The sequence below is a fragment of the Arthrobacter sp. Dra40 genome, assembly GCF_059091905.1.
On the sequence record NZ_JBNHHB010000133.1, the window covers coordinates 1 to 14335 of the forward strand.

Here is a 14335-nt window from a genome sequence, read left to right on the forward strand (position 1 = left end):
GTCTGCTCTGGGCCGTTGGGTAGGGGGTCATGATGGCGTTGCTGCCGCCCGCGGACCACTGCACTCCGTGGGCCGCCGCGCGCCGGAGCAGCTGGCCCCCGGATGAGCCGGGGCGTGTCCCGCTGGCCCGTGAGGCTGCCGGATGATCTGATGGAAGTCCAGCCCGCGCGCCCGGCCAACGGGCGCACAAACGCCCGTGCCCCCGCGGGGCGTGCCTGCCTCGTAAAAGGAAGAACGACAACAGATGGCCTTGATGCCCGCTGCGGAAATCGATGTGCCCAACGACCTGGTGCAGCGGTTGCTGTCGGACCAGTTTCCCGACCTCGCCCGGTTGCCCCTCGTGCGGGTGGCCAACGGATGGGACAACGTCACGTTCAAGCTCGGCACGGAGCTGGCCATCCGGCTGCCACGGCGTGCGGCCGCTGCCGAGCTGCTGCTGAACGAACAGCAGTGCCTGCCGTCCTTGGCCCCCGAACTGCCCGTCGCAGTGCCTGCCCCGGTGCGCTGCGGCAGTCCGTCGTCGTACTATCCCTGGCCCTGGTCGGTGGTGCCGTGGCTGGACGGCAGGGCTGCCTGGCGGCTCCGCCCGGAAGAACGACGCTCGCTGGCCCCCGGTCTGGCCGCCTTTGTTGCAGCCCTGCACCTGCCCGCCCCGTCCGGCGCCCCGGTGAACCCGGTGCGCGGGGTGCCGCTGTCCTCCCGCAACGGCGCTGTACAGCAGCGCCTGGCTTCCGGCGCCATTCCAGATGCAGCGCGTGTCACGGCACTGTGGCGCCAACTGTCCGCCGTGCCGGCCTGGGACGGACCGGCGCTGTGGCTGCACGGCGACCTCCACCCCGGGAACCTGGTGGTGGACGGCAACCGGTTGGCGGCAGTCATCGACTTCGGTGACATCACCGCCGGGGATCCGGCCACCGATCTGGCCGCCGCCTGGCTGGTTTTCGATGCGGCGGGACGCCGGGAGTTCATCGCTGCAGTCGAAGCGCGCACCGACGTGTCCGCGGAGACCTGGCAGCGCGGCCGCGGCTGGGCCCTGAATATCGCGACGGCGCTGCTAACCTCCTCCGATGACAACCGGCTGCTGCGCAGCGTGGCGGAGCGTGCGCTGGCTGAAGTCCTGTCCGAACGCTAGCCGCTGCGCCGGAGCGGCAGTAGCATGGCCGGATTGCTGCACAGGAATTACGTCCACACCAGGAGTGGCCATGCCCGGTTCTACAGGACTTCAACTGCACGCAACGGTTCTGGGGGCGCCGGATCCGTTGGCCTTGGCGAAGTTCTACGGCCGGCTGCTGGGCTGGAAGATCCGCACCAACGAGCCCGACTGGGTGACCCTGGCCAATCCCGGCGGTGGGCCCGGGCTGTCCTTCCAGTTGGAAGCGGACTACCGCCGGCCGGCCTGGCCCCAGGAACCAGGCGAACAGCAGATGCTGATGCATCTGGACATCCTGGTCGACGACCTGGCTGCCGCCTGCTCCCGGGCTGAAGCGGCCGGTGCAGAATTGGCCGGATTTCAACCCCAGGGCGACGTCCGGGTGTACTTCGATCCGGCGGGGCATCCGTTCTGCCTCTTCGAACACTAGACGCGCGGGCGATCAAGGGTTTCCTCCCTGCAAGGGTTTCCGCCCCTGCTCCGGTTTGGGCTCCTGCTCCACCTCATCAGCGGAGCAAGAGCCCAAAAGGAGCGCGGCTCCGGGACCGGCACCCCGGCCCGGATGACCCGTCAGGCCGGCTTTGCGGTGCCGTCGAACAGCCGCGAGCGGATCAGGAAGCGTTTGCCCTCCGGGGCCTCCACCGAGAACCCGCTGCCGCGCCCATCCACCACGTCCACGGTCAGATGCGTGTGCTTCCAGTACGCGAACTGCTCCCGCGACATCCAGAAGTCCAGGTTCCCGCGGCCGGGGAGGTCGAACGTGCCCAGCAGCACGTCCGCGTCGCCGGTGAGGAATTCACCGGCCGGATAGCACATGGGGGAAGAGCCGTCACAGCAACCGCCGGACTGATGGAACATCAGCGGTCCGTGGGTTTCCCACAGTTTTTGCAGCAGCCCGACGGCGGGTCCGGTGAGCGCCACCCGGGAAAAATCCTCCCCGGGCAGCGCCACCGCCGCCTCGAGCGCCGCTTCGTGGTTCACAGCGGGCGGGGTGGGTGCGCCCTGCCCCTGTGGTGAAGCAGACACCATGACGTGACCTGTCTTTAGAAGAAGCCGAGCCTGTTCTCGTTGTAGCTGACCAGCAGATTCTTGGTCTGCTGGTAGTGGTCCAGCATCATCGCGTGGTTTTCCCGGCCGATGCCCGAGGACTTGTAGCCGCCGAACGCCGCCCCCGCCGGGTAGGCGTGGTAGTTGTTCACCCACACCCGGCCGGCCTGGATTTCGCGCCCGGCCCGGTAGGCCACGTTGCCGTTGCGGCTCCACACTCCGGCCCCCAGCCCGTAGAGCGTGTCGTTGGCAATCTCCAGTGCTTCCTGATAATTTCCGAACCGGGTAACCGAGACGACCGGCCCGAAGATCTCTTCCTGGAAGATCCGCATGCTGTTGTCGCCCTCGAAGATGGTCGGCTTCACGTAGTAGCCTTCGGCGAGATCCCCGTCCAGGATGTTGCGGCCGCCGCCGGTCAGGATTTTCGCGCCCTCCTGCTGGCCGATGTCCATGTAGGACAGGATCTTTTCCAGCTGGTCGTTGGAGGCCTGGGCCCCGAGCTGGGTGTCCGTGTCCAGCGGGTTGCCCTGGATGATCGACTCGGTCCGCGCCAGTGCGTCGGCCATGAACGAGTCGTAGATCGACTCCTGCACCAGCGCCCTCGACGGGCAGGTGCAGACTTCGCCCTGGTTGAACGCGAACAGGGTGAAGCCCTCCAGTGCCTTGTCGTAGAACGCGTCCTTTTCGGCGGCCACATCGGAGAAGAAGATGTTTGGGCTCTTACCGCCCAACTCCAGCGTGACGGGAATCAGGTTCTGCGAGGCGTACTGGCTGATCAGCCGGCCGGTGGTGGTCTCGCCGGTGAACGCGATTTTGCGGATCCGCGGACTGGACGCCAGCGGCTTGCCGGCTTCCACGCCGAAACCGTTGACCACATTGACCACGCCTGCCGGCAGGATGTCCGCGATCAGCTCCATCAGCACCAGGATGGACGCCGGTGTTTGCTCCGCAGGCTTCAGAACGACGGCGTTGCCCGCCGCGAGCGCAGGCGCCAGCTTCCAGGTGGCCATCAGGATGGGGAAATTCCAGGGGATGATCTGCCCAACCACACCCAGCGGCTCGTGGTAGTGGTAGGCGGTGGTGTCGTCGTCCAGTTGGGACAGCCTGCCCTCCTGTGCCCGGATGGCGGAAGCGAAGTAGCGGAAGTGGTCAGCGGCCAGCGGGATGTCGGCGGCCAGAGTCTCGCGGACGGCCTTGCCGTTGTCCCAGGTCTCGGCCACGGCCAGCAGTTCCAGATTCTCCTCGATCCGGTCAGCAATCCGGTTCAGCACTGCCGCCCGGTCCGCAACAGAGGTCTTGCCCCACGACGGTGCGGCCTTGTGGGCGGCGTCCAGGGCGAGTTCAATGTCCTCGGCGGTACCCCGTGCCACTTCGCAGAACGGTTTGCCGGTGACGGGGGAGGGGTTCTCGAAGTATTGGTTCTTTACCGGGGCGACCCATTCGCCGCCGATCCAGTTCTCGTAGCGCTGCTTGAAGCTGACCGGCGATCCCTCGGTTCCGGGCTGGGCGTAAACAGTCATGGTGGACTCCTTTGGCTTCTGTGTCCGGACCCCCACGGTCCGGCAGACGGCATTGTCTGTGTCCGCCGAGCCTACGGAAGGCAAGGTTGCATTCAGGTTGCAGCGGCCGTCGGTTCCCGGCCTTGGACTGCGCGGCTTCCAACTGCGCGGGCCGAATCCCGACGGGGCCGTCAGTCCTCGGTTTCCAACTGTTCCAGCACCGCCACGACCGCTGCCCGCTTCGGTGAGCGCGCTGGCAGGAGGCGCAGCGCCGCGTGCCAGGCCTCGGCGTCGTACCTTGCTTCAGGAAGCTGCAGGTACCGCACCACTTCTTCCGGTGAGGCGCTGCTGAGCACTGCCTCGCGCAGGGTGGCACTGACGTGCCGGCGGAAACCGACGACGCCGGGCGCCTCCGACCGAGGAACGACCTGCCCCCGGTACAGGCCAAGCGCCTGCCGGTGCGCTCCGCGGGCCAGGCATTGGAGGACCTGCTGCGCATCGACCGCCACTTCCAGGGGGAGGCGGTAGGGCCGCGACTCGGGGACGGCGGCGGGACTGATACCGGCCAGCAGTTTGCGCAGCCGCACCATCTCGGCCCGCAAGGTGGCGCCTTGAGCCCGCGGGTTGAGCTGGTCCGCCAGTTCCTCGGCCGTGAGGCCGGCAGGGTGCAGGGCCAGCAGGGTGAGGATCTCCGTGTGCCGCTGCGACAACTCGATCCGCCGGCCGGCAAGTTCCAACACTCCCTGGTCCCGTCCCGTGACGTGGAGACCGGCCTTCGCGCGGGCCCGGGACTCGCTGGTCGGACGAGCCGCCGCACGGCGGCGCTGGGTGTCGGGGCCGGCGGGCACTGTCCGGCTGCGCGTCCCCGTGCCGTGCCGGGCGGCGGCCTGGAGGCGGATAATGCGCAGTTCGGCCTCCGCCGCCGCTACCGCCGCCCTGACCAGGGACAGCGTATGGGGCGCGGCCGCCTCCTCCCCGCCGGTCAGATCCACGACGCCCAGAACAGCACCGGTGTCAGGGTCACAGATGGGGACAGCCGTACAGCTCCACGAATGGACCGCCCGGCTGAAGTGCTCGGCACCGGCAATCTGGACTCCCCGGCCTACCGCGAGCGCCGTGCCGGGCGCGCTGGTGCCAACCGTTGCCTCCGACCAATCGGTGCCGGGCATAAACATCATGTTTTCCGCACGGTCTTTCAAGCCGGCGTCTCCGTCCACCCAGAGCAGCCGCCCGTGTTGGTCTCCCACGGCCACCAGCATTCCGGCATCGTGGCTGGGCTCCACCAGCAACCGGCTGAAGACCGGCATGATGGCGGACAACGGATGGTTCCGGCGGAACACGTCCAGCGCATCGGCGGCCAGGACCAGTGGCGCCAGTGCTCGATCGGGATCCGCCGCGTGCTGCAATGATCGCTGCCAGGACTCGCGGACCACTGCGCGCAGCCCCCTGATGTTCCCGGTCCCGCCGGACAGCCGGATCGGATCGAGTCGTTCGTGCGCAGCGTAGGCCTGGTCCTGCACGGGCCGGGACGCTGGTTGGGCTGGGTGCGGCACTGGAGAACCCCTTTGTACCGGATCACAGCCACGGACCTGTGGCCGGGGTCACAGTCTAGCCTGCGCTTCCGCGGCCTTCCACCAGCTTCCACGGCACGGGGCTCCGGCATGTTTGCAGGGTCCCCTGGGGGCGGTCGGCCTGGTTGCTCCGAGGGCTCAGGCGGCCACCAGGCTCACGGGCAGCGAGGTGAGCCCTTCAGCGTGTTGTGCAGATACGGGACCGGCGCGCCCGTGGGCTCGATGCGCTCCACATGCCGTGCCAGCCAGGTCAGGACAACATGCATCTCCAGCCGGGTGATGGGCTGGCCGACGCAGCGGTGAATACCGTTGCCGGGAGAAGTGCCTGGAGCGAAGTTACCGTGCCCGTGACCCGGCGGGGACTGTGACGCGCTCCACTTCGGCAAGCCATTTACGTAGAGTGGGCCTAGTCATCCGGACCACCCTCCGGCCGGCCGGGCGTGCCCGGCCAGGCACAGCGAAAGGACACCGCGTGAAGGCGCTCTATAAACCCGGCCCACAGGCCGGTTTCGAGCTTCTGGACCGCCCGGAACCGGAACCCGGTGCCGGCGAGGTCAAGATCAAAGTACACACCACGGGCATCTGCGGCACCGACCTGCACATCCAGGCGTGGGACGACTGGGCCGCCGGTGCGGTCCGGACGCCGCTGATCCCCGGCCACGAGTTTTACGGAGAAGTCGTGGCCACCGGCAGCGGAGTGCAGGATGTGCAGATCGGGGACCGGGTTTCCGGCGAGGGGCATATCGTCTGCGGAACCTGCCGGAACTGCCGCGCCGGCCGGCGCCAGATGTGCATCCGTGCGCTGAGCGTGGGTGTGCAGCGGGACGGCGCTTTCGCGGAGTTCGTCGTGATCCCGGAAACCAACGTGTGGGTGCACACCGACCCGGCTGTGACGCCGGAACTGGGCGCCATCTTCGACCCGTTCGGCAACGCCGTGCACACGGCGCTTAGCTTTCCGCTGGTGGGCGAAGACGTCCTGATCACCGGCGCCGGGCCCATTGGCCTGATGGCGATTGCGGTGGTGCGCCACGCCGGTGCCCGCAAAATCGCCGTCACCGATGTTTCCGCGTCCCGGCTGGAACTGGCCAAGCAGATGGGGGCCGACATGGCGGTGGACGTCAGCCAGACCGGGGTGGCTGACGCGCAACGCCAGCTCGAGTTGGCGGAAGGTTTTGACATTGGGCTGGAGATGTCGGGCCGTGCTTCGGCGCTGCGCGCGATGATCGACAACATGACCCATGGAGGCCGGATTGCGCTGCTGGGGCTGCCGGCCGAAGACATCACGATCGATTGGGCCAAGGTGGTCACCCACATGCTCACGCTCAAGGGCATCTACGGTCGCGAAATGTATGAAACCTGGTACGCCATGAGCGCCATGCTCTCCTCAAGCCCGGCGCTGCACGCGGCAATCTCCTCCGTCATCACCGATGTGCTGCCGGCCGCCGAATGGGAGTACGGGTTCGAGACGGCCCGGCAGGGAACAAGCGGCAAAGTGGTCCTGGACTGGACCCGGATCTAGGGAGGGACGCATGTACGGAACGCTCAAGGACCAACTGGCTTCGGAGCTGGAGGAACTCCGCGCTGCCGGATTGTTCAAGGCCGAACGCCGCATCACCACGCCGCAGTCCAGCCACATCTCTGCCGGTCTTCCCGACGGGACCGCCCGCGAGGTGCTGAACTTCTGCGCCAACAACTACTTGGGGCTGGCGGACCATCCCGACATCATTGCTGCCGCGAAAGCCGCCTTGGACGAGCGCGGCTTCGGCATGGCCAGCGTGCGCTTTATCTGCGGCACGCAGGACCTGCACCTGCGGTTGGAAGAGGCTGTCTCCCGGTTCCTGGGCACCGACGACACCATCTTGTTCTCGTCCTGCTTCGATGCCAACGGCGGGGTCTTCGAATCGTTGTTCGGTCCGGAAGACGCCATCATTTCGGACGCGTTGAACCATGCCTCCATCATCGACGGCATCCGGCTGTCCAAGGCCGCGCGATTCCGCTACGCGAATCGGAACATGGCTGAGCTCCAGGAGCGCCTGCAGGAGACAGCAACAATGAACGACGGCGCCGGTGCCCGGCGGACGGTCATCGTCACCGACGGCGTGTTCTCCATGGACGGCTACCTGGCCCCGCTGCAGCGGATCTGCGAGCTGGCCGGAGAATTCGGGGCGCTGGTGATGGTCGACGACTCGCACGCCGTCGGCTTCATGGGGGCCACCGGCGCCGGCACTCCGGAACATGCAGGGGTGGCGGAGAAGGTGGACATCTACACCGGCACCTTCGGCAAGGCCTTGGGCGGTGCCTCCGGCGGTTACGTGTCCGGCCGCGGGGAGATCGTTGCCATGCTTCGGCAAAAGGCGCGGCCCTATCTGTTCTCCAACTCAGTGGCCCCGGCCATCGCGGCCGCAACCCTCAAGGCGCTGGAACTGGTGGGCGGTTCCGCCGATCTCCGGTCCCGATTGCAGGACAACGCCGCGCTGTTCCGCCGGCGGATGGCAGGGGAGGGGTTCGACCTGCTGGAAGGCGAACACCCGATCGTCCCGGTCATGTTCCACGACGCCGTGCTCGCCGGGAAGATTGCTGAGGCCATGTTGGCACAGGGCGTCTATGTCACGGCTTTCAGCTACCCGGTGGTGCCGCAGGGGGCGGCGCGCATCCGGGTGCAGCTGTCTGCTGCCCATACAGCCGACGACGTCGAGGCCTGCGTTGCCGCCTTCGTGGCCTCCCGGCGAACAGCTGAGCAGGCATGAGCACGATCGGCGGCGGCGCGGTCAGCACCCGCTACTCGGTCCGGCCCGCCGTTTCCGCGTCAAAGGCGCGGTAGTAGCGCAGGCCCAGCTCGCGTGCCCCCGCGGCACTGTAGTGGATCTGCTCCACGTCCTGGCTGGCACCGCGGGGGCCTTCAACGAACGCCGTCCGCGGCCGGAGCGACGGGATGGCGCGGTGGGCGGATTCGATGCCGCGGCGCCGCGGGTCGTCCGGTAGCCATTCGGGCACCATGCCGCCAATCAGGAACGGTGCCGGTCCCAGCGCATCGCGGAGCAGATCGATGATCTGCAGCAATTTGCTGCGGTACCAGTTCTCCGAGGCGCCCAGCACGGCGTCGGACTCGCCCTGGTGCCACAGGACGGCCACCAATCGGTTGTGCGGATTCACTGCTAGCGCCTGCCGGGCGGCACCGAGCGCGCGGTGGAACAGGTTCATTCGGGCAACCGTATTGTCCGGATCCCAGGAGTAGTCGGCGCTGCCGGTGATCGAGGTGCCGCCCAAGGCCGCGGGCACCAACAGCACGCGGCGGTCGGCCGGTTGGGCCAGCCACAGCTGCCGGGCGAATTCAAGACCCGGGCCCACCGCGGGCCGCCCGTCCACCCACACGCTGGCAACGTGGCGGAGCGGTTCGCTGGCCCTGATGACGTGGCCGGCGTGCGGACCGGAACCTGCCAGTTGGTCGATGCCGTCCAGTTCCACATCGATCGCCGGGTCGAACGGGAGGCCGCAGCCCTGCATATTCGACTGGCCCAGCAGCAGGACGACGTCGTGACCGGACTGCCGGGGATCCACGCGCCCGGACGCAGCGGTCTGCGCCGCAGCGGCCCCGGCAGGGGCCAGCATCCGAAGCAGCGCTTGGTGGGTGGCGGACGTCGGGTCCGCCACCAGGCGGGCGATCCGTTCGTCATCCGCCGAGGAATCCGGCCGGCCGGCCGCGGCAGCGCCCGTGCCCAGCGCGCCGGCACCGATGCCGGCGGCGAGGAGGGGGACAGTCCGCTGCAGCAGCTTGCGCCGGCTCGGTCGTCCCTCTGGTGTGTCGGCGCCCATGCGGCAGGTCCTTCTGTGGTGCCGGCCCCCAATGTTCCTCACGCCGCGTCAGGTCCGGCGTGCCGGACGCAGGCTGTTGTCCGGCACCAGTCTATGCCGTGCGCCTCAGTCCAGCGCGGTGCCTGCCGTCCTTTCGACGGCGTCCACCAGCACGCCGCTGTCCACCAGCAGCCGGACCGCCTCGATCTCCGGCGAGAGGTAACGGTCGGTGTCCGGCCCGGCAACTGTCTTGCGGATTTCCCGGCGGACGGCCGTGACGGCCGGAGCGCTCCGGGAGGTCTCCACGCCGCCGTCGCGCATGTCCAGGGCGCGGGCACTGGTCAGCAGTTCGATTGCCAGGACCCGGGTCAGCCCGTCCAAGGCCCGGCGCAGCTTCAGCCCGGCGGACCAGCCCATGGAGACGTGGTCTTCCTGCATGGCCGACGACGGTATGGAGTCCACCGACGCCGGGTTGGCCAGCCGCTTCAGCTCGCTGACGATGCCGGCCTGGGTGTACTGGGCGATCATGTGGCCGGAGTCCACCCCCGGGTCGTTGGCCAGGAAGGCGTTCAGACCGTGGCTCCGGGCGGTATCCAGGAACCGGTCGGTGCGCCGTTCGCTCATGGAGGCAAGATCAGCCACCGCGATGGCCAGGAAATCCAGAGCATAGCCCACCGGAGCGCCATGGAAGTTGCCGTTGGACTCCACCCGGCCGTCGGCGGTGACCACCGGGTTGTCGATGGCCGAGGACAGCTCGTACCCGGCGACCGATTCCACGTGGGCCAGCGTGGCGCGGGCTGCGCCGTGCACCTGCGGTGCGCAGCGCAGCGAGTACGCGTCCTGGACCCGGGTGAATTTGTGCTGTGCATCTGCTCCGGCGGACTTCTGCTCCTCGATCAGGACAGAACCAGCCAGGACCGCCCGCATGTTCGCGGCCGCACTGATCTGGCCGGGGTGCGGCCGGAGCGCATGCAGGTCTTCGGCCAGGACCGCGTCGGTGCCCAGCAGACCTTCGATGCTCATGGCAGCGGCAATGTCCGCCGTCTTCAGCAGCCGGTGCAGGTCGGCCGAGGCCATGATCAGCATGCCGAGCATCCCGTCAGTGCCGTTGATCAGCGCCAGACCTTCCTTCTCGCGCAGTTCCACGGGCTCCAGTCCCGCGGCTGCCAGGGCCTCGGCTGCCGGCACCAGTTCGCCGTCGTTGGTGCGGACCTGGCCCTCGCCCATCAGGGCCAGTGCGCAGTGAGCCAGCGGCGCGAGGTCGCCGGAGCAACCCAGAGAACCGTATTCGCCGACCACCGGAGTGATCCCCGCGTTAAGGATGCCCGCATAGGCCCGGGCCACCAGCGGGCGGACCCCGGTCCGGCCGGTGGCCATCGTGGAGAGCCGGTTGAGCATCAGCCCGCGGATCACTTCCCGGTCCACTTCGGCGCCGGAGGAAGCCGCATGGCTGCGAATCAGGCTGCGCTGCAGTTGGGTGCGCAACTGAACCGGGATCTGCTTGGTGGCCAGCGCGCCGAAGCCAGTGCTCACGCCGTAGTGCGGCACATCGTCGTCCACCAAGGCCTCGATCACCTTGCGCGATTCCGCCATCGCCTCCAGCGACTCCTCGCTGAGCTCCACGGCGGCACCGTGGCGGGCGACGGCGACGACCTCGGCGGGGGAGAGCGGGCCGACGGAAACTGGGACGGTCTTCAGCGGTGACATGATGCCTTTCGGGTGTGCGGTGGTGGCGGTGCGGGATGGGGAACTGGGAGGGGGAAGCGGATCAGTCGGCGATCAGCGCATTGTAGTCAGGCTCGTTTTTCAGCACCCCGTATTTGGCGGCTGCGGAACCCAGCTTTTGCAGGCCTTCGCGGTTGATCTCCGGATACCAGCGGGACATCACCACGGTCTGGGCCAGCTCGGGCGTGACCTTGGCATAGTCCTGGATGATGCTGCGCACTTCATCGTCGTTCTCCGACGCGAACGCGAAGGACTTCTCCAGCGCCCGCTGGAAGCGCTTCACGAGTTCGGGGTTCTCCTGCAGCGTCTGCTCCGAGGCGAAATAGAAGGCGGAGTCGAAATCATCGGTGAGGTCCGTCATCGGGCTGGCGACGATCTTTCCGCCTGCGTCCAGAATCTGGGTGCGGAAGGGCTCCGTGGTCCAGGCCGCGTCCACGTCGCCCCGTTCCAGAGCCGCCGGCATATTCGGGTACGGCATTTCGACGAAATCGACGGCGTCCGGGTCGCCGCCGGCCTGCTCCACGGAGTGCCGGATGGTGACGTCGGCGAAGTTGTTCAGCGCGTTGACGGCCACCGTTTTGCCCACCAGATCGGCGGCGCCCTTGATGCCGCTGTCCGGCATGGCCGCCACCTCGGTCACGTCCTTCCCGGGCTCATTGGTGGAGCTGGAGCCATTGGAGACCACAGTGATGGGCAGCCCTTTGTCCCGCGCGATGAGCAGGGACACGACGTTGGAGTAGCCGAACTGGTATTCGCCGGTCATGACCGCCGGGACGATGGCAGCGCCGCCTTGCGCCAATTGGACCGACAGTTGGATGCCTTCCTCCTCGAAATAGCCCTCCTGGATGCCCAGATAGACAGGGGCCACATCGGTGATCGGGATAAGGCCAAGATTCACCTGGTCCAGGCCTGCATCCGCGGAAGCGCCGGCCGTTTCTGTGCCGCCGCCCGTTGACGACGGGCTGCCGGAGCCGCAGCCCGTGAGCAGGAGCGTGCCGGCCAGCACTGTGGCGGAGGCAGTGGCTGCAAAAGAGCGGCGGGCGAACGGGGACGCGAACAACAGTGGGCGCATCAGGGTCTCCTGGTTCTTACCGGTGAGCGGCATATTTGTTTCGAAGAATAAAACAATTGGGCTGATACCCGAAGCTACCTACAGGACGGGCAGCGGTCAAGAGGTTTTCAACAATTCCTTGCCGTGTAGTGAAATTGATGTTTTACTGGCTGCAACGTCAGACCGTCAAACGGAGGAACAGCCATGGCGCCAGGAACTGCCGCGGACCCCACGACCCGGGCGGCGGACCGTGCGTTGGCACTGCTGCGCATCGTGTGCGAGAACGACGGCGTCAAGCTCGCCGACGCGGCGAAGGCAGTGGGCTTGTCGGCGTCGACCGCGCTGCGCCTGCTGCGCACGCTGGAAGCCAACGGATTCGCCGCCAAGCGCGGGAACGGGCTGTACCGGCCGGGTTTCCGGATGGTGCAGCTGGGCGTGCAAGCGCTCAGCCACGAGTCCCTGGTCGACGCCGGACGGGACGTACTGCGCACCCTGGTGGACCAGACCGGAGAATCCGCCTACCTGAGCGTGACCGCCGGCAACGACCACGGACTGTACATCTCCATCGAACAAGGCACCCATACCGTGCGCCATGTGAACTGGGTCGGCCGGACCTTTCCCATCCAGGGCAGCGCAGCCGGAGCGGCACTGAGCGGACAGGTGCACCGGGGCACGTATACGGTCATGGCGGACAGTGTGGAGGCCGACGTCACCGCTGTTGCAGCTCCGGTGTTTGCCGGGGACAAAGTCATCGCCGCGCTGAGCATCGTTGCACCCAGTTACCGCACCACGGCCGAAGCAGCCGGGAAATTCGGGCTGCTGCTGGCCGAACAAGCAAGCACCCTCTTCACGCCGCCCGAAACGGCGGCGGTCAACAGGACAGAAGAACAAGATCAGGCACGTACTTCCGAGCCAGAAAGGGCACAACAATGACGTTCACCCAGCATGATCCTTCCCGCAGCATCCGGGCCCCCCGGGGCACCCAGCTGACCGCAAAGAGCTGGCAGACCGAGGCGCCGCTTCGGATGCTGATGAACAACCTGGACCCCGAAGTGGCGGAGCGCCCCGAGGACCTCGTGGTCTACGGCGGCACCGGCCGGGCGGCCCGCTCCTGGGAAGCGTACGACGCGATCGTCAAGACCCTTGCGGACCTGGAGGATGACGAGACGCTGCTGGTGCAGTCCGGCAAGCCGGTGGGCGTGCTGCGCACGAATCCCTGGGCCCCCCGCGTGCTCCTTGCCAACTCGAACCTGGTGGGCGACTGGGCCAACTGGCCCGAATTCCGCCGCCTGGAGGCCGAAGGCCTGATGATGTACGGCCAGATGACCGCCGGTTCCTGGATCTACATCGGGACCCAGGGCATTCTGCAGGGCACGTTCGAGACCTTCGCGGCCGTAGCGGCCAAACTGCACGAGGCCGGCAAGACGGCTGCTCCCTCCCTGGCCGGAACGCTGACCCTGACCGGTGGCTGCGGCGGAATGGGCGGCGCACAGCCGCTGGCGGTCACGCTCAACGACGGCGCCTGCCTGATTGTTGACGTGGATGAAACCAGGCTGCGCCGCCGCGTGGGCAAGCGCTACCTGGACGAGGTGGAGACGGACCTGGACACCGCCGTCGCCAAGGTGATGAAGGCCAAGGAAGAAGGCCGCGGCTGGTCGGTGGGCTACGTGGGCAATGCCGCGGAAGTGTTCCCGGAGCTCCTCCGCCGGCACCGGGCCGGCGAGCTCACCGTGGACGTGGTCACCGACCAGACCTCGGCGCATGACCCGCTATCCTACCTGCCCGAGGGAATCGCGGTGGCCGACTGGCAGCGCGAGGCCCAGGCCGATCCGGAAGGATTTACCAAAAAGGCGCAGGCCTCGATGGCCCGGCACGTGCAGGCGATGGTGGAGTTCCAGGACGCCGGCGCCGAAGTGTTCGACTACGGCAACTCGATCCGGGACGAGGCGCGCAAGGGCGGGTATGAGCGGGCTTTCGAGTTCCCCGGCTTCGTCCCGGCCTACATCCGTCCGCTGTTCTGCGAGGGGCTAGGGCCGTTCCGCTGGGTGGCGCTCTCCGGCGACCCGCAGGACATCGCGGTCACCGATGCGGCCCTGAAGGAACTCTTCCCGGCGAACGAACACCTGCACCGCTGGCTGGATGCGGCCGCCGAACGGGTGGAGTTCGAGGGGCTGCCGGCTCGGATCTGCTGGCTGGGCTACGGTGAGCGGCACCAGGCCGGCCTGCTGTTCAACCGGCTGGTGGCCGAGGGCAAGGTCTCGGCACCCATCGTGATCGGCCGCGACCACTTGGACTCCGGCTCGGTCGCTTCGCCCTACCGGGAGACCGAAGCGATGGCCGACGGCTCCGACGCCATCGCGGACTGGCCGCTGCTGAACGCGCTGACCGCCGCGAGCTCCGGAGCAACCTGGGTGTCCATCCACCATGGCGGCGGCGTCGGCATCGGCCGTTCCATCCACGCCGGCCAGGTGTCGGTGGCAGACGGCACCGAGCTGGCGGC

Annotated in this window: 12 protein-coding genes; 6 read left to right on the forward strand and 6 right to left on the reverse strand. The window is 67.8% G+C overall.

The annotated features are described in order from the left end of the window. Positions 1 to 244: 244 nt before the first annotated feature. Both AC5RWT_RS27170 and AC5RWT_RS27175 read left to right on the forward strand, forming a co-directional pair. The gene (locus AC5RWT_RS27170; protein WP_494082907.1) at positions 245 to 1132 is read left to right on the forward strand and encodes an aminoglycoside phosphotransferase family protein; all 888 of its coding nucleotides are present in this window, start codon (positions 245 to 247) and stop codon (positions 1130 to 1132) included. 70 nt (positions 1133 to 1202) lie between these two features. After that, the gene (locus AC5RWT_RS27175; RefSeq protein ID WP_494082908.1) at positions 1203 to 1580 is read left to right on the forward strand and encodes a VOC family protein; all 378 of its coding nucleotides are present in this window, start codon (positions 1203 to 1205) and stop codon (positions 1578 to 1580) included. A 140-nt stretch (positions 1581 to 1720) separates the two neighbouring features. Here AC5RWT_RS27175 and AC5RWT_RS27180 read toward each other — a convergent pair whose 3' ends face one another. The 3 genes from AC5RWT_RS27180 to AC5RWT_RS27190 form a co-directional block, all read right to left on the reverse strand. After that, positions 1721 to 2179, reverse strand: a complete 459-nt coding sequence (locus AC5RWT_RS27180) for a DUF779 domain-containing protein (RefSeq protein WP_494082909.1) — start codon at positions 2177 to 2179, stop codon at positions 1721 to 1723. Positions 2180 to 2193: 14 nt separating this feature from the next. Continuing rightward, complete coding sequence (gene exaC / locus AC5RWT_RS27185) at positions 2194 to 3717, reverse strand: acetaldehyde dehydrogenase ExaC (RefSeq protein WP_494082910.1); 1524 nt, start codon at positions 3715 to 3717, stop codon at positions 2194 to 2196. A 170-nt stretch (positions 3718 to 3887) separates the two neighbouring features. Further along, positions 3888 to 5249, reverse strand: coding sequence for a GAF domain-containing protein (locus tag AC5RWT_RS27190; RefSeq protein WP_494082911.1), 1362 nt, complete (start codon positions 5247 to 5249; stop codon positions 3888 to 3890). 490 nt (positions 5250 to 5739) lie between these two features. On the opposite strand from AC5RWT_RS27190, the gene tdh reads away from it, so the two are divergent. Together tdh and AC5RWT_RS27200 are read left to right on the forward strand one after the other, a co-directional pair. Then, the gene (gene tdh / locus AC5RWT_RS27195; protein WP_494082912.1) at positions 5740 to 6786 is read left to right on the forward strand and encodes an L-threonine 3-dehydrogenase; all 1047 of its coding nucleotides are present in this window, start codon (positions 5740 to 5742) and stop codon (positions 6784 to 6786) included. 10 nt (positions 6787 to 6796) lie between these two features. Beyond that, on the forward strand, positions 6797 to 8014 hold the full coding sequence (locus AC5RWT_RS27200) for a glycine C-acetyltransferase (RefSeq protein ID WP_494082913.1): 1218 nt from the start codon (positions 6797 to 6799) through the stop codon (positions 8012 to 8014). Positions 8015 to 8045: 31 nt separating this feature from the next. Here AC5RWT_RS27200 and AC5RWT_RS27205 read toward each other — a convergent pair whose 3' ends face one another. From AC5RWT_RS27205 to AC5RWT_RS27215, 3 genes are all read right to left on the reverse strand, one after another. Beyond that, on the reverse strand, positions 8046 to 9080 hold the full coding sequence (locus AC5RWT_RS27205) for a sialate O-acetylesterase (protein ID WP_494082914.1): 1035 nt from the start codon (positions 9078 to 9080) through the stop codon (positions 8046 to 8048). A gap of 105 nt (positions 9081 to 9185) precedes the next feature. Further along, complete coding sequence (gene hutH / locus AC5RWT_RS27210; protein WP_494082915.1) at positions 9186 to 10766, reverse strand: histidine ammonia-lyase; 1581 nt, start codon at positions 10764 to 10766, stop codon at positions 9186 to 9188. Positions 10767 to 10827: 61 nt separating this feature from the next. Beyond that, complete coding sequence (locus AC5RWT_RS27215) at positions 10828 to 11856, reverse strand: ABC transporter substrate-binding protein (protein WP_494082916.1); 1029 nt, start codon at positions 11854 to 11856, stop codon at positions 10828 to 10830. 183 nt (positions 11857 to 12039) lie between these two features. Between AC5RWT_RS27215 and AC5RWT_RS27220 the strand changes: the two genes are divergently transcribed. After that, complete coding sequence (locus AC5RWT_RS27220) at positions 12040 to 12768, forward strand: IclR family transcriptional regulator (protein WP_494082917.1); 729 nt, start codon at positions 12040 to 12042, stop codon at positions 12766 to 12768. After that, positions 12765 to 14335, forward strand: a 1571-nt coding sequence (gene hutU / locus AC5RWT_RS27225) for a urocanate hydratase (RefSeq protein ID WP_494082918.1), incomplete at its 3' end; no start/stop codon positions are given. The genes AC5RWT_RS27220 and hutU, both read left to right, overlap by 4 nt.

What these genes read in the sequence shown, in the direction of transcription:
- AC5RWT_RS27170 (WP_494082907.1), top strand. Translation starts at nt 245, where the DNA reads ATGGCCTTGATGCCCGCTGCGGAAATCGATGTGCCCAACGACCTGGTG.
- AC5RWT_RS27175 (WP_494082908.1), top strand. Translation starts at nt 1,203, where the DNA reads ATGCCCGGTTCTACAGGACTTCAACTGCACGCAACGGTTCTGGGGGCG.
- AC5RWT_RS27180 (WP_494082909.1), bottom strand. Translation starts at nt 2,179, where the DNA reads ATGGTGTCTGCTTCACCACAGGGGCAGGGCGCACCCACCCCGCCCGCT.
- exaC (WP_494082910.1), bottom strand. Translation starts at nt 3,717, where the DNA reads ATGACTGTTTACGCCCAGCCCGGAACCGAGGGATCGCCGGTCAGCTTC.
- AC5RWT_RS27200 (WP_494082913.1), top strand. Translation starts at nt 6,797, where the DNA reads ATGTACGGAACGCTCAAGGACCAACTGGCTTCGGAGCTGGAGGAACTC.
- AC5RWT_RS27205 (WP_494082914.1), bottom strand. Translation starts at nt 9,080, where the DNA reads ATGGGCGCCGACACACCAGAGGGACGACCGAGCCGGCGCAAGCTGCTG.
- hutH (WP_494082915.1), bottom strand. Translation starts at nt 10,766, where the DNA reads ATGTCACCGCTGAAGACCGTCCCAGTTTCCGTCGGCCCGCTCTCCCCC.
- AC5RWT_RS27215 (WP_494082916.1), bottom strand. Translation starts at nt 11,856, where the DNA reads ATGCGCCCACTGTTGTTCGCGTCCCCGTTCGCCCGCCGCTCTTTTGCA.
- AC5RWT_RS27220 (WP_494082917.1), top strand. Translation starts at nt 12,040, where the DNA reads ATGGCGCCAGGAACTGCCGCGGACCCCACGACCCGGGCGGCGGACCGT.